The organism is Acidisphaera sp. S103 (assembly GCF_009765975.1).
In the GTDB taxonomy this organism is placed as follows: domain Bacteria; phylum Pseudomonadota; class Alphaproteobacteria; order Acetobacterales; family Acetobacteraceae; genus Rhodopila.
In genome coordinates this window covers 386,441-409,268 of the sequence record NZ_LMUJ01000064.1, presented here as the reverse complement: position 1 = coordinate 409,268, position 22,828 = coordinate 386,441, and the positions used below count along the sequence as shown (strand labels likewise).

Annotated in this window: 20 protein-coding genes; 14 read left to right on the top strand and 6 right to left on the bottom strand. The window is 62.4% G+C overall.

All coding sequences use genetic code 11. From position 1 onward, the window contains the following. Positions 1-17: 17 nt before the first annotated feature. The gene (locus GSQ89_RS23840) at positions 18-902 is read left to right on the top strand and encodes an NAD(P)-dependent oxidoreductase (protein ID WP_158929912.1); all 885 of its coding nucleotides are present in this window, start codon (positions 18-20) and stop codon (positions 900-902) included. 187 nt (positions 903-1,089) lie between these two features. On the opposite strand, the gene GSQ89_RS23835 is transcribed toward GSQ89_RS23840, so the two are convergent. After that, complete coding sequence (locus tag GSQ89_RS23835) at positions 1,090-2,346, bottom strand: flavin-dependent oxidoreductase (protein ID WP_158929910.1); 1,257 nt, start codon at positions 2,344-2,346, stop codon at positions 1,090-1,092. A gap of 257 nt (positions 2,347-2,603) precedes the next feature. Here GSQ89_RS23835 and GSQ89_RS23830 point away from each other — a divergent pair, with 257 nt between their 5' ends. The 5 genes from GSQ89_RS23830 to GSQ89_RS23810 are packed head-to-tail and all read left to right on the top strand — an operon-like array spanning position 2,604 to position 7,743. Further along, positions 2,604-3,890: a PotD/PotF family extracellular solute-binding protein gene (locus tag GSQ89_RS23830; RefSeq protein WP_158929908.1), complete on the top strand. Its 1,287-nt coding sequence runs from the start codon at positions 2,604-2,606 to the stop codon at positions 3,888-3,890. Positions 3,891-3,906: 16 nt separating this feature from the next. Next, positions 3,907-4,989 (top strand): pyrimidine utilization protein A, encoded by a 1,083-nt coding sequence (rutA, locus tag GSQ89_RS23825; protein ID WP_158929906.1) that lies wholly within the window; start codon positions 3,907-3,909, stop codon positions 4,987-4,989. After that, a complete protein-coding gene (locus tag GSQ89_RS23820) occupies positions 4,986-5,915 on the top strand; it encodes an ABC transporter permease (protein ID WP_158929904.1) in 930 nt (309 codons plus the stop codon). The genes rutA and GSQ89_RS23820 overlap by 4 nt, the downstream gene beginning before the upstream one ends. Next, entirely contained in the window at positions 5,912-6,754 is an 843-nt protein-coding gene (locus GSQ89_RS23815) for an ABC transporter permease (RefSeq protein WP_158929902.1), read from the top strand. The genes GSQ89_RS23820 and GSQ89_RS23815 overlap by 4 nt, the downstream gene beginning before the upstream one ends. Beyond that, positions 6,751-7,743: an ABC transporter ATP-binding protein gene (locus GSQ89_RS23810; RefSeq protein WP_254073331.1), complete on the top strand. Its 993-nt coding sequence runs from the start codon at positions 6,751-6,753 to the stop codon at positions 7,741-7,743. The genes GSQ89_RS23815 and GSQ89_RS23810 overlap by 4 nt, the downstream gene beginning before the upstream one ends. Here GSQ89_RS23810 and GSQ89_RS23805 read toward each other — a convergent pair. Beyond that, the gene (locus GSQ89_RS23805) at positions 7,740-8,351 is read right to left on the bottom strand and encodes an isochorismatase family cysteine hydrolase (RefSeq protein WP_158929900.1); all 612 of its coding nucleotides are present in this window, start codon (positions 8,349-8,351) and stop codon (positions 7,740-7,742) included. The two genes, GSQ89_RS23810 and GSQ89_RS23805, sit on opposite strands and share 4 nt — an antisense overlap. 14 nt (positions 8,352-8,365) lie before the next feature. Next, positions 8,366-9,088 carry a hypothetical protein gene (locus tag GSQ89_RS23800; RefSeq protein WP_371734284.1) on the bottom strand — a complete coding sequence of 241 codons (723 nt, stop codon included), beginning with the start codon at positions 9,086-9,088 and terminating at the stop codon, positions 8,366-8,368. 229 nt (positions 9,089-9,317) lie between these two features. Here GSQ89_RS23800 and GSQ89_RS23795 point away from each other — a divergent pair, with 229 nt between their 5' ends. From GSQ89_RS23795 to GSQ89_RS23775, 5 genes are all read left to right on the top strand, one after another. Beyond that, positions 9,318-10,196: a hypothetical protein gene (locus GSQ89_RS23795; RefSeq protein ID WP_216856349.1), complete on the top strand. Its 879-nt coding sequence runs from the start codon at positions 9,318-9,320 to the stop codon at positions 10,194-10,196. Positions 10,197-10,292: 96 nt separating this feature from the next. Next, the gene (locus tag GSQ89_RS23790; RefSeq protein WP_158929894.1) at positions 10,293-11,600 is read left to right on the top strand and encodes an IS701 family transposase; all 1,308 of its coding nucleotides are present in this window, start codon (positions 10,293-10,295) and stop codon (positions 11,598-11,600) included. A 212-nt stretch (positions 11,601-11,812) separates the two neighbouring features. After that, positions 11,813-12,613: an ABC transporter permease gene (locus tag GSQ89_RS23785; protein WP_158929892.1), complete on the top strand. Its 801-nt coding sequence runs from the start codon at positions 11,813-11,815 to the stop codon at positions 12,611-12,613. Continuing rightward, positions 12,610-13,497: an ABC transporter permease gene (locus tag GSQ89_RS23780; protein WP_158929890.1), complete on the top strand. Its 888-nt coding sequence runs from the start codon at positions 12,610-12,612 to the stop codon at positions 13,495-13,497. Before GSQ89_RS23785 ends, GSQ89_RS23780 begins: the two co-directional genes overlap by 4 nt. Before the next feature lie 5 nt (positions 13,498-13,502). Further along, complete coding sequence (locus GSQ89_RS23775) at positions 13,503-15,155, top strand: ABC transporter ATP-binding protein (RefSeq protein ID WP_158929888.1); 1,653 nt, start codon at positions 13,503-13,505, stop codon at positions 15,153-15,155. Between the two features lie 55 nt (positions 15,156-15,210). Here GSQ89_RS23775 and GSQ89_RS23770 read toward each other — a convergent pair whose 3' ends face one another. Further along, positions 15,211-16,305, bottom strand: a complete 1,095-nt coding sequence (locus GSQ89_RS23770; RefSeq protein ID WP_256367341.1) for an ABC transporter substrate-binding protein — start codon at positions 16,303-16,305, stop codon at positions 15,211-15,213. A 353-nt stretch (positions 16,306-16,658) separates the two neighbouring features. On the opposite strand from GSQ89_RS23770, the gene GSQ89_RS23765 reads away from it, so the two are divergent. Continuing rightward, positions 16,659-18,296 carry an ABC transporter substrate-binding protein gene (locus GSQ89_RS23765; protein ID WP_158929884.1) on the top strand — a complete coding sequence of 546 codons (1,638 nt, stop codon included), beginning with the start codon at positions 16,659-16,661 and terminating at the stop codon, positions 18,294-18,296. Positions 18,297-18,437: 141 nt separating this feature from the next. Beyond that, entirely contained in the window at positions 18,438-19,151 is a 714-nt protein-coding gene (locus GSQ89_RS23760) for a hypothetical protein (protein WP_158929882.1), read from the top strand. Positions 19,152-19,169: 18 nt separating this feature from the next. Here GSQ89_RS23760 and GSQ89_RS23755 read toward each other — a convergent pair whose 3' ends face one another. Both GSQ89_RS23755 and GSQ89_RS23750 read right to left on the bottom strand, forming a co-directional pair. After that, a complete protein-coding gene (locus GSQ89_RS23755) occupies positions 19,170-20,915 on the bottom strand; it encodes a SulP family inorganic anion transporter (protein WP_158929880.1) in 1,746 nt (581 codons plus the stop codon). Beyond that, the gene (locus GSQ89_RS23750; RefSeq protein WP_158929878.1) at positions 20,912-21,943 is read right to left on the bottom strand and encodes a sulfate ABC transporter substrate-binding protein; all 1,032 of its coding nucleotides are present in this window, start codon (positions 21,941-21,943) and stop codon (positions 20,912-20,914) included. The genes GSQ89_RS23755 and GSQ89_RS23750 overlap by 4 nt, the downstream gene beginning before the upstream one ends. A gap of 144 nt (positions 21,944-22,087) precedes the next feature. On the opposite strand from GSQ89_RS23750, the gene GSQ89_RS39355 reads away from it, so the two are divergent. Further along, the coding region (locus GSQ89_RS39355) for an NtaA/DmoA family FMN-dependent monooxygenase (RefSeq protein ID WP_254073329.1) at positions 22,088-22,828 on the top strand (741 nt) is incomplete at its 3' end.

The following is a 22,828-nucleotide window of genomic DNA, read 5'->3' as shown; positions in this document are numbered from 1 at the left end:
GGCCAGGAGGAGCGATCATGGAACTTGGATTCTTGGGACTCGGGCAGATGGGATCGGCAATCGCCGAACGCCTGCAGGATGCGGGGGCGCAACTGCATCTGTTCGATCCGAACAAGGCAGCACTTGCACCTTTCATCGCCAAGGGGGCACTCGTGCATGCCTCGCCGACCGGCGTGGCCGATGCCGCGCGCATCGTTTTCGCCTGCCTGCCAAGCGGGGCGGTCTGTGAGGCTGTGGCTCGGGATGTCGCGGCGGGAGGGGCCGTGCGCTTGTATGTGGAGATGTCCACGATCGGCGGGCCGGCGCAGGCCAAAGTGCAGGCGATCGTAGAGAAAGCCGGGATCACGCTGGTGGATTGCCCGATCAGCGGCGGCCCGAAGGGCGCCAGGGCCGGCACGCTGACAGTGATCCTCGCCGGATCGCCGGACGCTCGGGCTGAAATCCGGCCATGGCTGGAACGCGTCGGCAAAAACATCTTCGAGGTTGGCGACAAGCCCGGCCAGGCGCAGTTGATGAAGCTGGTCAACAACCTGGTGAACGCGGCCAATATGGCGACGGCGTTCGAGGCGCTGGTGCTGGGTGCCAAGGGCGGACTCGACCCGGACCAGATGGTGAATGTGCTGAATGTCTCGACCGGCCAAAACAGCGCGACGCTGACAAAAGTGCCGAAATCGGTGCTGACCGGGTCGTTCGACTACGGGTCCAGCCTGACGATCATGCTGAAGGATGTCATGCTGGGGCTGCAGGAAGCCGAGGCGCTGGGCGTGCCGATGTGGGTGCACGGGACGGTGGGGCAGTTGTGGCGGTTCGCCGAGCAACAGGGTCTGGGGCCGGCGGATTTCACCTCGATGATCAAGGTGCTGGAGGGTTGGGCCGGGGTGGAGGTGCGGAGCCGGGGTTAGGACTCGCGACGAAATAACCGAATCGTTTGGCGGGTGCCGCCAGCCTCCCGTCGTCATGGCGGGCGAAGGCCCGCCATCCAAGCCTTGCAGTGGGTGTCTCGGAAAAGGCGCGGATAGCGGGCCTTCGTCCGCTATGATGGGATCGGGCGACACAGCCATATCGAAGCACTCATTGATCCGCGGATCCTTAGGTGACGATTGGCCCCCGAGCGTTCAGCGCGTCTTTGTCAAACCCGGCGATCCGCTTGTAGCCGGCGGCGGTGCCTTCCAGTTCCGCCGGTGTCAGGACGTCCTCGACCCGGACAAATCCGTCCGGCGCGCGCTGTTCGACCAACTGCATCACCTGCTCCGGCCCATTCCCGCGGTTCGCCATCACAATCTTCCCCGTGGCCGGCCGCCGTTCCGCCTCGTAAGCCAACAGCGCGTCCGGCACCGGACCGGCCCGTCGTATCTCGCGAGCCAGCACCTTTGCATCCAGGATACCCTGCGATGCGCCATTCGACCCAATCGGATACATCGGGTGAGCGGCATCGCCCAGCAAAGTCACCCGCCCGAACGTCCACCGGTCCAGCGGATCGCGATCCACCATCGGATATTCGAAGCATCGGTCGGCCGCCTGGATCACAGCCGGGACGTCCAGCCAGTCGAACCGCCATCCGGTGAACTGGGGCAGGAAATCGTCCAGGTTGCCGGCTCGGTTCCAGTCTTCCCGCCGCCAGGAATCGTCGGGCCGGAATTTCCGTTCGGCGATCCAGTTGATCACGGCCTCGCCCTGGTCCGAAGCGGTGCGCGAAATAGGGTAGGCAACAAACTTCTGGAACTCGTGGCCGGCCATGATCATGGAGCGGCCGCTCAGGAAGGGACGGGCGCGTGTCGTGCCGCGCCACAATATGGCGCCGTTCCAGATCGGCGGCCCCTCCTGCGGGTAGAGCGCCTGGCGGACGGCGGAGTGGATCCCATCAGCCGCGATCAGCAGGTCGCCCTCAGCGTAAGGCAGTTGGATGTTGGTCCGCCGGTCGATGAAGTGGGCGCACACGCCGGTACCGGTGTCCTGCCACCCGGTCAGGTGATGGCCGGTCAGGACGCGGTCGGTCCCCAGGCGTTCGCGGGCGGCTTGCAGCAGGATCAGTTGCAGTTCGCCGCGGTGGATGGAGAATTGCGGCCAGTGGTAGCCGGCCTCGAGTCCGCGCGGTTCCGACCAGATGCGCTGGCCGTGTTTGTTGTAATAGGCCAGTTCGGCGGTCGGGATGGCGGTTTCCGCCAGCGCGTCCCGCAGGCCAAGGTCGGACAGTTCGCGGACCGCGTGTGGCAGCAGGTTGATGCCGACACCCAGCGGCTGGGGCGAGCCGACGCTTTCGAAGACGCGGCAATCGACGCCGATCTGGTGCAGGCTGAGTGCGGCCGTCAGCCCTGCAATCCCGCCGCCGGCAATCAGGATGGTCATTCTGGTTCGCCCGTTCGTTACGTTCGGTCATTTTAGCACGAACGCGGTGATCTGCGAGGTCGCTTGTGGGGGGCGATGATTTGGCTAAATTATAGGCTCAAAATGGTGATTTATTACTCCATATGCCTAACAAACAGTCGTAATATGAGAAAATTCAATTATTTGACCGATAATTAGTCATGCTGCATTGCAGCGAAGGCTGGTTCGCTGTATCACCTGTTGTATGGTCGCCAACGCGAACTGAGGATACGGATGTCATGACATCAGCCACGACAAAACCAGTCTCACGCAGAGCCGTACTCGGCGGTCTGGGGGCCGTGGCGGGGTCCGGTGCGGTCACCGGGTTCCCGACCATCTGGGCACAGAACATCAAGGACGTCGTCCTCCATCATGCCGGACCGCCGGTCACCGCGATCCCGGCGATCGCCGAACAGGCGACCAAGGACCTCGGCTTCACCGTGCAGATGCAGGCATCGGAAAACGCCGATCTGCTGAATCGCTTTCTCTCCCAATCCAGCGCCATCGACTGCGCCGACATCGCGCTGACCAACCAGCGCTATCTGATCGGCCGCAACGTCCTCCAGGGCATCCCCGTCGGAAAATTCAAATACTGGGATCAGACCCTGTCGCTGTTCACCAAGGGCGAATACCCGGACGGCCGCAAGATCATCCAGCAGGGCATCACGCCCAGCATGGTGCTGTATGCCACCGACGCGACCGGTCAGAAGGTCACCAAAGGCGGCGCAGCGTCCGATTTCGTCACCGGCATCCCCACGGTCACCAACGGCGACACGTTGGGCATCCGCCCCGACCTCGTCGGCCGTAAGGTCGATAGCTGGGCCGATGTCCTCAGCCCCGAGTTCAAAGGCCGAGCGGCGATCCAGGACAATCCCACGATCGGCATTATCGACATTGCGATGGCCATCGAAGCCCGCGGCGACCTGAAATACGGCGACAAGGGCAATATGACGAAAGCGGAGATCGACAAGACGGTCGACGCGATGCTGGAGACGAAGCGATCCGGCCAGTTCCGTTCCTTCTGGACGTCGTTCGATCAGTCCGTGAACCTGATGGCTTCAGGCGAGGTCGTCATTCAGTCGATGTGGTCGCCGGCCGTCGCCGCCGTGCGGTCTCGCGGTATTCCCTGCACCTTCCAGCCGCTGAAGGAAGGATACCGCGGCTGGGGCTACACGCTCGGCGTCATGAAGCATGTAGACGGTCTGAAGCTTGATTGCTTCTACGAATACATGAATTGGTACTGCGCGGGCTTCCCCGGTTCCTTCATCGCCCGCGAAGGCTATTACTCCGCGCAACCGGACACCGCCCGCAAATATCTGACCCCGGCCGAGGCCGCCTATTGGTTCGACGGCAAGCCTGCCGCAACGGACATCCTGAGCCCGTTCGGCAAGGTCATGGAGAAAGCCGGCAACGTCCGCGATGGCGGCACGCTGTGGCAACGCCTGGGCAACATTGCCGTGTGGAATTCCGTGATGGACGAAGACCGCTATCTGACCCGCCGGTGGAACGAATTCATTACGTCCTGAACGAGGGGCAATTGTCATGCAGCTTGGTGTTTTCATCCCGATCGGCAACAACGGCTGGCTGATCTCCACAACGTCGCCGCAATACAAGCCCAGCTTCGATCTGAACAAGACGATCGTGGAAAAGGCGGAGGCATTCGGTTTCGATTTCGCACTGTCGATGATCAAGCTGCACGGCTTCGGCGGCCCGTCGCAGTTCTGGGACTACAACCTGGAATCATTCACGCTGATGGCCGGCCTGGCGGCCACCACCACGAAGATCAAACTTTTCGCCACCTGTGCTGTCCTGACCATGCCGCCGCCGATCGCCGCTCGGATGGCGGTAACGATCGATTCGATTTCGCACGGGCGGTTCGGGGTGAACATCATCTCCGGCTGGCAGAGGCGTGAATACACGCAGATGGGCATCTGGCCAGGCGCCGAACACTACAAGCGCCGCTACGAATACTGCGCCGAATACGTCACCGTGATGAACGAACTGTGGGCGACGGGACAGTCGGACTTCAAGGGCGATTTCTTTCAGATGGACGACTGCCGCTGCCTGCCGATGCCGACGGCGAAAATCCCCATCATCTGCGCCGCGCAGAGTGACGCTGGCACGAAGTTCGCCGCCCAATACGCAGACTACAATTTCTGCGCCAGCTTCGGCTACAACGCCCCCACTGCCGTCGCCCCCAGCGTCGCGCGCCTTGTCGCCGCCACACAGGAGACCGGCCGGCACTGCGGGGCGCTGATCCTGACCATGATCATCGCGGATGAAACCGATGAGGCCGCCAACGCGAAATGGGAGCATTACAAGGCCGGCACCGACCAGGAGGCACTGGCCTATCGCGACGACCAGGCGCAGGACGATCCCAGCACCGACATTTACGCGCAGCCGAACCGCCGCCGTCTGCTGGGCACCAACAAACTGCCAACCAACCAGGGCGTGTTGGTCGGATCTTATGCGTCGGTAGCGCGTATGCTCGATGAACTCGCGGCAGTCCCCGGCGTGCAGGGCGTGATGATGACGTTCGACGATTTCGTCATCGGCATGGAGCAGTTCGGCACCCGCATCATGCCGCTCATGCGCTCCCGCAACGAAATCAAAATAGCCGCATGAGCACCTCCACCCTGCCGGTCTCGCTGCGCAGCGGTACAGTCGCGGCATCGGGCCGGCGGCGATCCACCCGCCTGCCGCTCTGGCTGGTGTCGTGGCTGCAAGTCGGACCGCTGGCGCTGATCCTGATCGTGTTGTTTGCCTTGCCGACGATCCTGTTCCTTGTCGTCAGCTTCTACGATTATGACCGCGTCGGAATCTATCCGGCGTTCTTGCTGGATAACTATCGGGAGTTGCTGACGACGCCCGCGACATGGCGGGTCTATGTCAGTTCGCTGCGTTTCGCCTTCATCGTCTGGGCGATCACGCTGTTCCTGGGTTTCAACATCGCCTATTTCCTGATTTTCCATATCCGCAGCGGCATCACCCGGACCGTGCTATTCCTGCTATGCGCGATCCCGTTCTGGACATCGGGGATCATCCGCACGATCGCCTGGATCCCATTCCTGGGCCGCAACGGAGCATTCAACCAGATCCTGATGGGGCTGGGACTGACGTCGCACCCGCTGACGTTCCTGCTGTTCTCCGACTTTGCTGTCATCGTCACCTATGTCCACCTGTTCACGCTGCTGATGGTCGGACCGATCGCCAACTCACTGTCAAAGATCGATCCGGCGCTGCTGGAGGCCGCGGTAGACGCTGGCGCCAGCCGCTGGCGCACCATGGTGGATGTCGTGATTCCGCTGTCGAAGACTGGCATCGTCCTGGGATCGATCCTGGTGTTCACCCAGGTCATGGGCGACTATTTCGTCGTCCGGCAAATGAGCGGAGGGCAAAGCGCCTCCATCGTGTCGATGCTGTCTACCCAGATCCAGGCGATGGAATATCCACCGGCCGCGGCCAACGCGGTGGTGCTGGTCATCTTCGTCGCCATCCTGGTTGCCGGGATGATGAGGATCGTCGACGTGCGCAAGGAACTGGTGAAATGACCGCCCGCATCAGCGACAAGCGCCCTTGGACCTTCTACGCGCTGGCGACATTGTTCGGTGCGTTCCTGCTGTTCCTCTACGGACCGATGTTCGTCATCTATCTGCTGTCGTTCCAAGGCCCCAACGGCGGCGTAACCTTCCCGATGGTCGGCACCTCGTTCGAGTGGTTTCGCGAAGTATTCCAGAAAGGCCAGATGGCAAACCTGCCTGTGGCGTTCGAACGCTCAATGTCCCTGGCGATCGTCGTCAGCTTCCTGACCGTCGTATTTTCCGTCGCCGCCGGGCTGGGGTTTCGCCGCCGCTTTCCCGGATCGGGCGCGCTGTTCTACCTCGCGGTCGCCAGCCTGGTGATGCCCAGCCTGTTGGTCGGCTTCGGCATCGGATTGGGCTTCCAGTTCCTGGGATGGCAGCCCAGCCTGTTCACCTCGGCATTGGGCGCGCAACTGACATGGACGTTGCCGTTCGGGTTGTTCGCGATGTTCGCCGTGGTCAATCGCTTCAACCGCTCGTGGGAGGAAGCGGCGCGCGACCTGGGGGCCAATGCCTGGCAGCGATTGCGCCACGTAACGATCCCCATCCTGCTGCCGGGCATCATCGGCGTCGCGATGGGCGCGTTCACCCTGTCTTACGACGAGTATGCTCGCACGACCCTGACCATCGGGCCGAAGAACACGCTGCCGCTGGAGATCTATGCGTTGATTTCCTCGGCGACGTCGCCGACGCTGTTTGCGATCGGCACGTTGACCACTGGGGTTTCGTTCCTGGCTATCGTTGTCTCGCTGCTGGTCGTGCTGCGGTTGCAGCGGCGGCGCGGACGCGCACTCGTGAAGGTTGGATGATGGACAGCCGCTTCGACGTCGAACTGATATCGGTGACCAAGCGTTATGGCACGACGCTGGCGGTCGACGACATTTCGTTGCGCATTCCGCGCGGCACGTATTGTTGCTTGTTGGGCCCCAGCGGATGCGGGAAGACGACAACCTTGCGGATGATCGCCGGGCATGAAGCGGTGTCCGGCGGCGACATCCTGATCCACGGCGAGAACGTCTCCGACCTGCCGCCGATCAAGCGTGGCACCGCGATGATGTTCCAAAGCTATGCGCTGTTCCCGCATATGTCTTGCCTCGACAACGTCGCGTTCAGTCTGAAGATGCGCGGCGTGGCAAAGAAGGAACGGCATGCGAAGGCACGCGAGTATCTCGCCCTGGTCCACATGGCGGACTACGCCGACCGTCTGCCGGCACAGCTATCCGGCGGTCAGCAGCAACGCATCGCCCTGGCCCGGGCGCTGATCAACCGCCCCCGTGTCCTGCTGCTGGACGAGCCGCTATCGGCACTCGACCCATTCCTGCGCATCAAGGTCCGCGAGGAACTGAAACGCCTGCAACGCGAACTCGGCATCACCTTCATCCACGTCACCCACAGCCAGGACGAAGCGATGGCGCTCGCCGACCTGATGGTGGTGATGGAGAACGGCCACATCCGCCAGTCCGCCCATCCGCGCGACGTGTTCGAGCGTCCCGTCAGCCCGTTCATCGCCCGCTTCATCGGCAGCCACAACGTGCTGCGCAACAACGAAGGCCCCATCGCCGTCCGCGCCGACCGCTGCTGGCTCGGATCGGCTGGGGACGGACCGCACGTCAACGGCCAGGTCGTCGCCGTCGAATACCAGGGCGCGATGGTGCGGGTTGCGATGATGACCGACACAGGCGACGAGGTATCGGCCCTGGTCCCCGATCAGACGTTCTACCAGAAGCCGGCGGAACCAGGTGATCCGGCGACTCTGGTCTGGTCCCCGCAGGACACGCATGCCCTGCTGGAGGCTTAGCCGCCTCGCAACATCGCCATGACCTGATCAAGGTGCCGGATGCGCGCATACATCTTCATCGCCTTGTCCAGGCTATAGGCGTGGGCGGCCTGGTCGCTGCCCCAGCAGCATTCGCGTACGACAACGGTCTTCAGGTCGAAGTTGAACGCCTCGCGAACGCTGGTCTCGACGCCACGATTAGTGGCACCGCCGCCGATGATGATGGTGTCCCGCCGCAGCATATGCAGCAGCTCGCCGACACCCGTCCCATAGAACGCACTCGGCCGCCGCTTGAGGAAAACATAATCCTCCGGCCGGGGCGCGATCTCATCAGGGAAACCCGCCCCTTCCGAACCCTCGATACCGTTGGTCAGCGGCGGAACACCCGTCTCCGCCGAAAGGTCGGTCGGCAGCATGACCACGTCGGCACCATCGGCGCGACTGACCGGCGTCGTGTAGATCACCGGCACGCCCACGGCCCGAGCCGCGGCGATGATACTGACCCAGGCATCGAGGACAGGGCGGATCGCGGCCCGTCGCGCCGCATCCGGCGGCGTCAGGGCGCGCCGGCAGACGTCGTAGGCGATCAGGGCAGTCCGACGTGGATCGAGGCGTTCGGGATCTGGCATCGCGAGGTCCTTGGTTAGACGTGAAACAAACGGCCGTAGCCTTGCCGGGGCGCGCGCACGCCGGCGACGCGCAGGGCGTTCCACATCATTGCGGAAGCAGCGGAGATGACCGGTTTGCCCAGGTCGTCCTCCAGCGTTTGGAGCATGCCCAGGGTTGGCATGCCGGTGCCACTGAGGAACACCGCCTGGGCTTCGGGCCGGTCGGCCTGCCGGCCGACGGTGTAGGCGCGCGCCGTCGTTTCCTCGTAGATATTGCGGACGCCTTCCAGCCGAGCCACGTTGACCACGTCCAGCCCGTGCAACGCCAGATGAGCGCGCCCCTGCTCCGTTACTTTGGCGTCGTAGGGGGTGGCATAGGCAACCCGTTTTATGCCGAGGCAGGCGAAGGCCTCCAACACGCTTCCGAAGGCGGTGATGAAGCGTGTGCCGGTGGCGGCTTCCTGGCGGCGAACCAGGTCAGCCTCGGCTTCGCGGCCGATTGTGTAGCTGGTCGCGGTGTGGGCCATGACGATGACCTGCGGCGAGAGCATCGCCAGCAGGCGGGCGGCCTCGTCGAGGCTGGCAACCTGGCTGCGGTTGCGTTCTTCCTGGCCAGCATGGGTTCCGGCCGGGCCGCTGGCCGACAGGCGGGTGAAGTGGACGGAAACGCCGGGAGGAGTGAGTTCTGTCATCTCCGGTTCCACTGTGGGGTTACCTGGCGGCACCAGGAATCCGATCCGCGCTCTCCAGCCTGTCATTGTTTGTCGTCTCCGATGGTTTGTGATGGTGCCTCCGGGGTGGGGTGGGGCGCAAGTTGCGGTGCGGAAGGTGTTCTGTGGCTGGGACGTGGTTGTCTGACGGGTCTGTCGACTTGCCATATCAACGTTAAGCGGTTGAGTGCGATCGCCAATGGCACATCTTTCCTAGCCGAACGGTCAAACTCCGATCATAATCGTTCGCGCAGGGAACCAAAGGGAGTGGCGGCCAGTGACCACGAACAGCTTCTTGGCGCGACCATACCAAGAACGTCAAATGATCGTCGTGTCGGACGAACAGTTTATCGCCGCGGCCGAGGAAGAAAGCAGTAAAAAGGATGCAGCGAAAAAACCGGAGCGTGTCGATTGGGTGGACTTTACGGCCCAGGTCGTCAAAAAGGCGCTCACTTTCAATGCCACAGGGCTGATGATCGATATCAGTGTGGAGGCCTTCAAGGCGTGGAGCAAAGCGCGGGAGAATGGGGTTCCGGTTTTGCCGATCTCACGCGAACAGGCGGCCGGGCTAACCTTTCGACTGGGCCATCCACTTGATCGCGTTGTCTACATTGGCCATCCGGCCATACCTAATGTCTACCACACGTTGGCCGACTTCCATCGGCGTGTATTCGAACACAAGGTCAGCGAGGCCATTCTGCTGCTTATGAGTCTCGGTGCGACGAGCATCCGGGCGGAACATGTATCTGGTTGGTCGCACGACTTTTCAGCGAAGCTGTCTCTGCCGATATCCGGGACGAACGGGAAGGGTGGGGTCGAGGTCGGAACGAAAGACAAGACGAAGGACAGCATCCTGTTTACTGCGACCTTGTCAGGCATGGATAGTCCAGCGGTGCCCGATGGTCTAATGTGGTATCCGCACGAACCGACCTGGCAAATGATCGCGCAAGGTCGCCTGAAGCATGGGTTGCGAAATTTTACCGTCAGCGTCAACTATTCAGATGACTTCGGAATCAATCTCGGTGTGGAGGCGAGCATTGCGAACTCGGGGCTTGATCTAGGCGGGAAATTCGAAGGTCACGAATCGACTATTTGGAAGCTGACCGGCCAGTTTGGTTCGGGAACGCAGGCCAAGGAGAAGGCAAAAGGCAAGTAGTCCGTCCGGATGCCTAGTCTTACTGTGTTATAAAGTGCTTGCCCGATTCGACGTGGATTTGTCAGTAATGGAGATTCTCACTCGTGGAGGCGGGTTGTGGGTCTCGAATGCAAGTCACGTGGCAGCGAATCACGCTTCGGCGCCTATGTCGAGGCGATCACGTCTGTGCTTGGCCATGCCGATCGCGCCGCACCGTTCCGATCGTATTGCGCGGGACTGCTGCTGCCGGGCGATCGCAAAAGCGTCGAACCGATGGCCGCACGGGTCGAGCCCGGGCGGGTGCAGGCCGCCCATCAATCACTGCATCACTTCGTGGCGAAGGCCGACTGGTCCGAAGACACAGTTCTCGCGGCGGTGCGCACCCGCGTCTTGCCCATTATCGAGCGGCGCGGCCCGATCCGAGCCTTGATCGTCGATGACACCAGTATGCCGAAAAAGGGCAAGCACTCGGTTGGCGTGGCCCGGCAATACAGCGGTCAACTCGGCAAACAGGACAACTGCCAGGTGGCGGTGAGCCTGTCGGCCGCCAATGATCATGCCAGCCTGCCGATCGCTTATCGCTTGTATCTGCCGCATGAATGGAGTGACGACCCGGCCCGGCGCGCCAAAGCGGGTGTGCCCGACGACATCGTCTTTCAGACCAAGCCGCAAATCGCACTTGATCAGCTTCGCGCCGTCCGTGCGGCCGGTATCGAAGCCGACGTCGTGTTGGCCGACGCGGGGTACGGCAACGATACCGACTTCCGTGACAGCATCGCCGAGATCGGTCTTCCCTATGCCGTCGGCATCCAGTCTTCTACCAGCCTGTGGCCGCCCGGCGTGCAACCCTTGCCCCCCAAGCCATGGAGCGGACGGGGTCGTCCAACCTCCGCGATCCGACGCGACGGCGCGCATCAGCCGATCTCAGCCAAGCAGATGGCGCTGGAGCTTCCCAAAAAGGCCTGGCGGCGGGTGACCTGGCGCGAAGGCACCAACATCAAACTTGCCGCACGCTTCGCCACGGTGCGGGTTCGCCCAGCCCATCGCGATTATAAACGTTCGACGCCGCGGCCTGAGGAATGGTGTCTAATCGAATGGCCCACCGACGAACCCGAACCGACCAAATACTTTCTATCCACGCTGCCCGCGAACATTAGTCGTCGCGCACTGGTCAACACCACCAAGCTACGCTGGCGCATCGAGCGCGACTACCAGGACCTCAAGCAGGAACTCGGCCTTGGCCACTACGAGGGACGAGGTTGGCGTGGCTTTCATCATCACGCCACCCTGTGCATCGCCGCGTATGGATTCCTGATCTCCGAAAGGGAAGCGATTCCCCCCTCAGGACCACGCCACACCCTTCTCGTCGAAGAACCTCGTGTTTCCGACGGTTATCGACCCCGCGGATCCCCCGATCAGACCTGAACGCCATGTCACCAACTCGATCACCTCCGTCCGCGTCGCAATTGCCCGCGTCATTGCTCGAACCCTGCCACGCTGCCCTTGCTGCCAGCACATCACACGCAGAATGAACTTATGACACAGTAAGACTAATCATCCACCTGCTGCCCTCAGACCCGATCACCAATTTTCTCGTCCAGAACGGCATGGCTCTTGATCCGAAAACGATCGCGACCATGAAATTGTATTATGGTTTCGATAAGCCGGTCTGGGCGCAATATTTCATCCAGTTGTTCGGGATTCTCCACGGCAATCTGGGCTATGCACTGTCGACCGGCCATCTGGTGCTGCAGGACATCGCCGATGTACTGCCGGCCACCTTTCGGCTCGCGGGTACGGCGCTTGGCCTGGCCCTGCTGATCGCCTTCACGATCGTGACCGTGGCCAATCTGGTCCAGGCGCGCCGCGTTCACGACGCCATCGTCATGCTGCCCCCGCTGATGAGTGCGATCCCGACGTTCTGGCTGGGCATGGTGCTGCTCCGGCTGCTGTCGTTCCGGCTTCAGGTCATGTCGCTGTTCCCCGACGGTTCCGCGCTGTCGCTGCTGGTCCCGGCGCTCGTGCTCGCGATCTATCTCGCCGCACCGTTGGCGCAGGTCATGCTGAAAAGCGTCGATGCGGCGCGCACGCAGCCGTTCGTCGACGTGGTACGGGCGAAGGGCGCGGGGCGCGCCTGGGTCTACCTCCGCCATTTGTTGAAATACGCGGCCGGCAGCGGCCTCACGGTACTGGGTGTGCAGATCGGCGGACTGCTGGGCGGTGCGGTGGTGACGGAAACCGTGTTCTCCCGCCCGGGCGTCGGCCGTATTCTGGAGGACGCCGTCGCAAACCAGGATATCGCTCTGGTGCAGGCGTTCGTTCTGCTCATCGCGGCACTCTACGTGGTAGTCAATTTCACGATCGATCTGATCTACCCGTTGCTCGATCCGCGCATCCGCATGACCGGCGCGCCGCCGATGGAGGCCGCGGGAACATGAGCGGCTTGAACGACACGCGGACCGCGTCTTCCTTCCCGGTCGCCACCCAAGCGACGGCGCGCCTCATCAGCCGTCGCTTGGGTGTCCCAGCGGTCGGGTTCGACACGGTAGCGCTGGCCTTGGTTTTTCTGCTGCTGCTGGCGTTGATCCTGGTGCCAGGACTGTTCACCAGCAGCGATCCGCTGCACGGGATCTCGGCCCAGAAGCTGCTGCCACCCAGCGCGGCACATCCGTTCGGGACCGATTATCTCGGGCGCGATCTGTTAAGCAGGGTGGTGTATGGCACGCGTCTGACGCTGCTGTCCGCTGCTATCGCCGTGCCGATCGGCCTCGTCTGCGGCGGCATCCTTGGACTTCTGGCCGCCGGACTGCGCGGCATCGTCGATACGGCCATCATGCGGGTGATCGACATTCTGCTGGCAATTCCCGGCTTCCTCATGGCGTTGACCCTGGTCGCCGCTTTCGGTCCCGGCATTGTCACCCTCGGCGTGGCCATTGGAATTTCTGCGATCGCCCCCTTCGCCCGCCTGACGCGCGCGGAGGTTCTGCGCGTACGCGAACTGCCGTTCGTCGAGGCCGCCTGGCTGTGCGGTCACTCGCGGGCGTACATCCTGTTCCGGGAGATTCTGCCCAACGCGCTAGGGCCGGTCCTGGCGATGGTCGCGATCGAAATCGCCCACGCGATCCTGATGATTTCCGCGCTTGCTTTTCTTGGTTACGGCGATCCGCCGCCCAGTCCGGAATGGGGCGAACTGATCGCGGAGGGGCGAAAATATCTGGCCACGGCCTGGTGGATTACCACGTTCCCCGGCTTCGTGCTGATAGCGACCGTGCTCGCCTTCGCCGCGCTAAGCCGGAAACTGCAGGCTCTGAGCCAGATTTAGAATCGATGAACGAACTCGAAACAATTCTGCGGGTCCGGAACCTGGTCGTCGGCCGCTCGGACGCCCCAACGGCGATTCTCAAAGGGATCGGCTTCTCCCTCCGGCGCGGCGACTTCCTCGCTGTCGTCGGCGAGTCGGGGTCGGGGAAAACCACGCTGAGCCGAGCCATCATCGGCCTGCTGGCGCCAGAACTGCGTATCGCGAGCGGCGAAATAACATTCGCGGGCGCCGACCTGACGCGCATGAACGAACGGCAGTTTACACAGCTGCGCGGCCAGGACATCGGCTTCGTGCCACAGGATCCCGGCCTTTCACTCAATCCCACAAAAACGATCGGTTCGCAGCTATCGGAAGTGTTCCGGCTACGGACCGACATCGCACTGACCGGCGCCGCGATCCAGGCACACTGCATCGCGTTGCTGAACCAGGTCGGGATCGATCGCCCGGAGGAACGGCTGCGGCATTATCCCCACCAACTGTCCGGCGGACAGAAGCAGCGTGTGCTGATTGCAATCGCCTTTGCCTGCAATCCTCATCTGCTGATCGCCGACGAACCGACATCGGCGCTTAACGTCACCGTGCAGCGGCAGGTGATGACCGTATTCGACCGCCTTGTCGCCGAAAGGGGCACGACAGTGGTGTTCGTCACGCACGATATTGCATTGGCCGCCGACCACGCCTCGCACATTCTGGTCCTGCGCGACGGCAGGGTGGTCGAGGCCGGGCCGGTCGGCGAAATTTTGCGGAACCCGGCTTCGAGCTACACGCGATCGCTGCTCGCGGCTCAGTGCACGGCGACACCCATCATATCCCGCGCACCGGAGGTCGCGCAACACGACAGGATCCTGGAGGTAGAGGATCTTGTCATGATCTTCGGCGACCACGCCGGTCCGCCGGCTGTCGACGGCGTGTCGTTCTCGGTCCGCAGAGGCAGCACTTTCGCGCTCGTTGGCGAGTCCGGTTCCGGCAAGTCCACGACGGCGCGTATGGTCCTCGGGTTGGAGCGGGCCGTTTCCGGTCGGATCCGCCTGAACGGGCGCGACATCACGCGGCCCAGTTTGGCCGAACGCAGGCGGGTCTGGCGCGAAATCCAGTTCGTCCATCAAAACCCGGACGCATCGCTCAATCCGCGCGAGACCGTCGGCGGCATCGTCGGCAGCCCGTTGCGGGCGCACCGCGCCGGGACGGCCGCGCAACGGGCCGCCCGCATCGCCGCGTTGCTGGAACAGGTGGGCCTGCCGTCCGAGGTCACGGCCAAGCGTCCGGCGGAATTGTCCGGTGGACAGCGGCAGCGGGTGGCGATCGCACGGGCTCTGGCGCTCGATGCCAGGATGCTCATTCTTGATGAGGCATTGTCGGCACTGGATATAGTAACGAGAATGCAAATCCTTGATCTGCTGCGCCGGTTGCAGCAATCGCTTGGACTTACGCTCATTTTCATTTCACATGATCTGTCGGTGGTGCGTCAATTCGCGGACGATGTGGGGGTGATGCATCAGGGACGCTTGGTCGAGACGGGATCGATCGGTACAATCTTCGACACCCCCGCCACGCCGTACACGCGTGCCCTGCTGGCGGCGCAGCCGGGCCATCGCCTCGCTTCGGTTTATCAGGCCCATGGTTCCGATCTGATAACGGAACCATCTGTTTACGGTTAGACCGCCATGTGGATCCAATCGCAGTGGGCCTGGCAGGCGGCCGCGGCGTCTGCCGTTACGCCAGCAGGTTTGCGGTCACCCGGTTGACATAGCGCTGCGGATCGGTGCTAGGGTTCAGAACCCCGGCCCGCTTCAACTCGTTAGCGTAGAGCAACACTTGACGCTGGAAATCGGCCCCAATCGGCTGCTGCCCATACGGATAGCTCTTCAGCATCTCCGCCAGATCGGCCGAGGTCGCGCTTCGCGGTGCATAGTGGCCGGAAACCTCGACGGCATGATTTGGATTGTCGTTCACCATCTGTGACGCTTCCAGAACCGCTCGGGTCACGGCGATCGCCGCTTCGGGATCGTCACGCAGCAGGCTGCCGCGAATGCCGAGGACGCAACAAGTACGGTCGGCAAATTCATTGGTGGCGTTGGATGCAACGCGGAACAGGTTCCCCTTGCTGTTCTTGACCTGATAATAGACGTTCGGATCGCCAGCAACATAGGCTTGGATTTCGCCTTTCTGGACGGCCATCGCCATAAGATCCTGCGGATATTGCTTCCACTCGACGTCCTTGTCGGGATCCAGACCGTGATTCTGCAGAATGATTTCATAAAGGTTTTTATCGGGCGATGCGAAGTCCGTTACGCCGATGGTCTTGCCGCGCAAGCTTGCGATGTCGGTAATGCCCGCGTCGCGCGACCCCACGAGGTAGGAACAGCCGCCATGTACACCGGCAACCAGTTTGACGTCGAAACCTTGTTCCAGCGGTTTCAGCCAGCGAAGGATCATGCCGATGCCGACGTCCGCCTTGCCGCTGCCGATTGCCTCCAGAAGCTGGTCCGTGGAGCCGCCGAAATTCACCAGTTCCACGTCAAGATTGTGCTTTTCGAAGATCCCCGCCTCGACGGCGACCGGCACGGCGGAGGTGCAAAGTGCTGTCTGGTTCCAGGTGAAGCGGATCTTCTTGGCCGACCCGGTTGGGGCCGCGGGCGGCGGAGCCGGGTGGTCCGCTGCCTTGATGTAGTCACCGCCGCCGTGGCAGAGCGGAAAATCCGTCGGGAAAGGGCGTGCCGGGCTGGCAAAGACGCGGGAGCCGGCAAGGCCGAGCGGCAGGATGGATGCGAATGCGCCCGCCCGCAACAGGTGACGTCGCCCGAGCATACGCGTGTCGTTACAATCGTCCATGGGAGACCCCTTTTCGACGCATCCGAGCGGCGGGTTGCCCGACACTCATTGGCATTATCAACTATATATTAACGCTATTTACCCATATATCACGTGCATTGTCGAATCACGTCACGCGGATCGTAATCTCGGCGTCAGGGTCATCTTTTTTCCACGCTATCCACTGTCGATCGCGCAGACCGCTGCCAGCAGCGCCGTACCGATTTGAAATAACTATGAACAATAGTAATAACATATGGACTACGGCAAAAACGTGTATACAGGCATGTCGGGGCGGCTGGCGGTCCACGATCCAGGAGGCTCCCCTGGAAGCAACGGAGACTTCGCATATGCCTGTTTCGATTTCAGACGACAACCTCGGGACCATTGCCCGAGGCGCCACTCGCCGGGCCGCACTGTCATCGGCCGCGGCATTCGCCTTCGCGGGAAACATTCCGCTCGCCCTGGCCGATCAGACCACAGCGGAACCCAGGCGCGGTGGCTCGGTGACCGCGGTTATCACCCCCGAGCCCATCACACTGAACGCAGGCTTGAACACCGCGATGCCGACCAGCGTGTTGTGGGCGAACATCTTCGATGGCCTGGTGCGCTATGGTTTCGATCTCAAGCCGCGGCCGGAACTGGCGGAAAGCTGGGAGGTCGCGGAAGATGGTCTCTCCATCACCTTCCGCCTGCGGCAAGGCGTCACTTGGCACGATGGTACGCCGTTTACCGCGGCGGATGTCCAATGGACGCTGGACAACGTCTGGAAGACGATCCATCCGCGCAACCGGCTGCTGTTTGCCTCGGTGGAACGGGTCGACACGCCGGACCCGCATACCGCGATCTTTCGTCTTTCGGCGCCCTCGATCGCGATCATGGGCGCATTGAACTCGAACGGGGCGCCCATCCTGCCGCGCCACCTCTTCGAGGGGACCGACATCCTCAACAATCCTCATACCAATGCGCCAATCGGTACGGGCCCGTACGTGTTCAAGGAATGGAGCCGAGGCAACCAGATCGTCCTGGAGCGGAACCAGCACTACTGGGACCCCGGCAAGCCCTATCTCGACCAGGTCATCTGGCGCTTCATTCCCGATGCCTCCGCCCGATCGATCGCGTTTGAAACCGGCGAGGCCCAGTTCGCGCCATACAGCCCCGTGGCATTGCAGGATGTCGATCGCCTTTCGAAGCTGCCCGGCCTCAGGATCGAGAAGCATGGTTACGAATGGACCGGCGCGTGGCTGTATCTGGAACTGAATCTCGACAACGAGTACCTGCGCGACGTCCGTGTCCGTCATGCCATCGCTCATGCGATCGACCGGCAGGGGGTTGCCGACGTGGTCTGGTACGGCTTCGGCAAACCCGCGATCAGCCCGGTGCCTTCGACCGCAACCGCGTTTTTCGATCCCACGGTGCCGCGCTATCCCTTCGACCTCAAGCGGGCTGAAGCCTTGCTCGACGAAGCGGGGCTGCCACGTGGCGCGAACGGAACGCGGTTTGCCGTGACAGACGATCCGGTACCGTACGGAGACGATTTCCGCCGCACCGGCGAATATGTGAAACAGTCGCTCAAACGTGTCGGCATCGATGTGACATTGCGCAACGAGGACACCGCGGTGTTCACCAAACGCGTCTACGGTACCCGGGACTTCGATATTTCCAGCAGTTGGACCGCGCTGTTTTCCGATCCGCAGATCGGCTACGGCAAGATCTACACGTCCAGTATCATAGGCAAGAATGTGCCCTGGACCAATGCCTCGGGCTATCGCAATCCCGAAATCGATGCGATCTTCGTCCAGGCGCAGCGCGAGCCTGACCAGCAGAAGCGCATCGCGCTGTTCAACCGCTTCCAACATATCGTGCAGACGGACCTGCCGATCCTGCCGCTGATTGAATTGAATTTCTTTTCGGTGGTGGCAGCCAACCTGCGGGACGCCGTCACGGCCAGCGACCAATCCCTGCGCGACGCCTGGCTGGCGGCCTGAGCGGACTGGCGACGAAATGGCGGGGGATCGTACCGGCCTCGCCGCTCGAAAAGGATCGCACGCCAGCAGCAGAGTGGGAAATATTTCTCGACTGCTCTCGCAACTTCAGGTAGAAATTCCGCACCCCTTCGAAGCAGCGGCATGACCACCGAGCCGCCCCCCACCACTGGTCTCCTGACCACCGTCGTCATCTCCGCCCTCGCCCCGGTGTTCTTCGGCGCCGCCGGTGGCGACATCTCCCTCGCCCGCATGGCCGCGCAGGAGGTCATTGACGAACACCACGCCCGCAACCGCGTTGACCTGCTCGCAGTCGGCCAGATCGTCGCCAACGGCCTGGCAGCCCTGGGATCGCTGGGCCAGTCGATGAACGACGAAATCGCGCTGCCGATGGCCCCGCGCCTGCGCAACAATGCCATCAGCCTGAACCGCATGGTTGAACACAACCGCCGCGTGCGAAAGCAAAACCAAGATGCCGCCCCGTTGGACCTGGGCACCGACATGTACGTCGAACCCGCATCCCCCGAAGACCCCGAAATCGTCCTGCAAGACGACGCAGCCGACCGACTCGCCATCGAGGCAGCGACACCCCAAGCGGAACAGCCAGCCGAACCCGCATCGCTCGAAGAGCAGCGCCAGAAGCGGACTCAAGCCAAGGCGATGATCAAGGAAGCAAGCGACCTCTCAGCAAGTCTCCGAACCCTCCCATCCTCCGAACGCGAGCAAGCCGAACACCGCGTCGCCATGCTCGGCCGATCAGTCCGCGAACTGCTGACAGGCGAGAAACTGCCACCGTTGCCCCACCCTGGCGACGAGGCAGCCATGAACGGGACCCAAAATCGTTCCGCACTTGTGTAAGGGCGATAGAGACGGCGCTCAGACCAGGTAAAACAGCTTGTCCGAGGTCGCGGCGTTAGCCTCGGGCAACGCCGAACGGATGCGGCGGATGGCAGCCAGCGTCGCGGAGTCTTCGTCGGCACCCTGCGGGAAGATGCGATCCGGCGGCAGCCATTCCGAAAAATGCAGCCGTCCAAACGCGTCCAGCAGGTCGGATTGCACTCCGGCGAGCCAGACGGTGATCCCGGCCACCTGCGCATGCCTGAGAAAATGCTCGAAGTGTTCGAGGCTGACCACATCCGGATTGCGTACCCGTTTCAGCCGCAACAATACGTGGCGGATGTGCTTCTCATGCGCCTCGCGCTCGATCCGCGCGAAGGTGCGCTCCAGTTCCGGTGCGGCGCCGAAGAACAGTTCCCCTTCCATATCGAAAATCATGAATCTGGCATCGGCTGGATCAGCAGGCAGCTTCTCGCGCACCACGTCATCCGCGTCGACCACCAGTTCGGTCACCTTCAGCCTCGCCGCGCGCGGAACGAACAGGGCGATCGACAGCGCCACACCGATCAGGATGGCAATGTCGAGGCCGAAGGCCACGGCCGAAAGTGCCGTCACGGCGACGACGCCGGCGTCCATGCGCGATGCCCGAAGCGTATAGGCCAGGCGCTTGAAATCGATCAGCCGCGACGCGGTCAGCAACAGCAGCGCCGCCAAAGCCGGTTTTGGTACATAACGAGCAAGCGGGGCGAGAAAGATCACCGCGATGGCGACGATGCCAGCCGTCAGGATACCGGAAAACCGTGTCGCCGCACCGGCCTGGAAGTTGATCGCGGAGCGTGACAGCGATCCCGATCCCGGCAGGCATTGGAAGAAACCACCGGCGAGATTGGCGATCCCCTCGGCGAGGCATTGCCGGTTGAAGTCCAGCTTCTGCCGCGTCTGGTTGGCGATCGATTTGGCGATGGCCAGGGCTTCCAGCAAACCGAGAAAGGCGATGGCGACGCTGTCGGAAGCGAGGTCCCATGCCCAACTCAGTTTCACCACCGGAATATGCGGGCCGGGAAGACTGCTCGGTACATTCCCGGCAATTCCGATCGCCGTCTTGCCGCCCGGACCGGGGATGGTCCAGCCTGCAAGCCAGACGCCGATGCTGACGATCGCCAGCACCGCCAACATATCGAATTGCGGCAGGTGATAGCGGCGCACAAGGCGGCGAAACAGCAGGGCCAGCAGCAACGTCGCGGCCGTTGCCGCGACCGCCTTAAGGTTCACCGGATCGCCCGCGGTCAGCGTCAGCCACAACCGGTACAGGATGTGCTGCGCCCCGGTCCCTTTGTCGCGTACACCAAGCGCGTTGCTGACCTGGCCGATCGCCAGCAGCAGGGCCGCCGCGCCCATGAAGCCAAGGATGACGGCTTCCGAAATGTAGCGGGTCAGGTCGCCGAGGCGGAACACCGCGATAAAGATTTGGATCGAACCGACCATCACGCCGATCAGGAACATCGCTTCGGCGGCCTCGACCCGCTGATCGGGATCGAAGATCGACAGCGCACTCAGCACGACGAGGGAAATCGCACTGGTCGGTCCGTTAATCAGATGGGACGACGAGCCGAACACCGAAGCGACCGCGGTGACGACGATGGCGGAATAAAGCCCATATCGTGGGTCTACGCCGGCAAGCAGGGCATAGGCCATGCCTTGCGGCAGCGAAATGGCCGCGACCGTCAGGGCCGCGATCAGATCCTGCCGGAAATCCTGGGAATTGTAGTCGATCCAGCGTTTCATTTCGGCTGGCTACCCAATATCGAGTCGATGACGCCGTTTTCGGCGAAGAATTTTTCGTTGGCACCATCCCAGTCCCGGGCAATCGCGGTGATAGGAACGAGGGTCAGACTGGGAAACGTCCAGATACCGGATTTGTAGGGCCGATAGCCGAGATGGGCGATTGCCGCCTGTGCTGCGTCAGTGAATAGAAAGTTCAGATATGCCTTGGCTGGCGCCAGATTCCCATCGCGCGCCACGGTGCTGTCGACCCACGCGACGTAGGGTTCGGCGAGGATGCTTACCGGCGGATAGACGATCTCCAGTTTGCCGTTCGATTCCGCCACCTCGCGAATCGCCTCGTTCTCCCAGGTCAGGTGGACATCGCCGATTTCCTGCAAGGCAAAGCGGATGGCGGCACCGCGGGCGCCCTCATCCATGTCCGAAACGTGTCGATACAGCGAGGCCAGGTAGGCCCGTGCCTCGGTATCGGTACCGCCCCGGGTCACCACCGCCGCCCAGGCGGCCAATGCAGCGAGTTTGCCGTTGCCGGAGGTCCGTGGGTTCGGGGTCACGATTTCCACCCCCGGCGTCAGCAGATCCGGCCAATCCTTGATGCCGCGCGGATTGTCCTTGCGCACCACGAAGACGATGGTCGAGGTGTAGGGCAGGGAATGGTTCGGCAGCCGGTCGGCCCAGCCAGCCGCGATCAGGCCGCGCTTGCGCAACGAGTCGATATCGGTGAACAGGCCGAGCGTGACCACATCCGCCTGCTGTTCGCCGCTGATGATCTTGCGGGCTTGCCACGACGATCCGCCATGCGACTGAACGATCGCCAGATGCTGCCCGGTCGCTTTTTCGTAGGACGCGACGAAGAGGGGATTGAGCCTCTGGTACAGTTCCCGGGTCGGGTCATACGAAACGTTCACCAATTCCTTGCTGGTGTCGCCCGGTGCGTTCTTCACCACGATCAGGGAAAACGCGACAACGACCGCACCGACGGCTCCGAGACTGAGCGCAAAGCGGTTGAGGCCTAGCCGTTGGATCGTCATGTCTCAAGGTCCTGCCAACCGCACCGGAGAAAAACCCCGCAACGGAATGTGGATAGATAATTCATACACATTATGTTGACCATATATTGAGTAAGGGCGATCATATAGAGGTAATCAGGCGGCCGGCCGCCACGGAGTTGAATCATGTCGAAGCGCAAAGGCCAGCTCAGCCTCGGGGCTTTCCTGATGTTCACCGGCCACCACGTCGCGGCCTGGCGTCTGCCATCTGCGTCCGACAGCACGACGCTGGAGGATTTCATCGCCTTCACCAAGATCGCCGAAGCGGCGAAGTTCGACGCCGTCTTCCTCGCCGATGGCGTCGCCGCTCGGTTGGACGACTACGGCGCGGCCAGCCACAAAGCGCATAACGGGGCCTATCCGTTCGAACCGATCACACTGCTTTCAGCCCTGGCCGGCCATACCTCGCGGATTGGTCTTATCGCCACCGCCTCCACCAGCTTCTCAGACCCGTACAATCTGGCACGCCAGTTCGCGTCACTGGATCATCTGAGCCGTGGCCGTGCCGGATGGAACCTCGTCACGACCGGTGACGTCGGATCGGCGCGCAACTTCAGCTATGACGGGCCCGTCCCACACGCGGATCGCTATGACCGGGCCGAGGAATTCGCCGATGTGGTTACCGGGCTGTGGGACACCATCGACGACGGCGCGTTCACCCGCGACCGGGTCAGCGGTGAATATCTCGATCCCGCGAAGGTCCATAGGCTCGATCATCGTGGCCGGCACTTCAAGGTGCGAGGACCACTGAACATCGCCCGTTCTCCGCAGGGACACCCGGTGGTTGTGCAAGCGGGTGCCTCCGAACCCGGCAAGGAACTGGCCGCCCGCACGGCTGAGGCGATCTTCACCGCGCAACAGACGCTC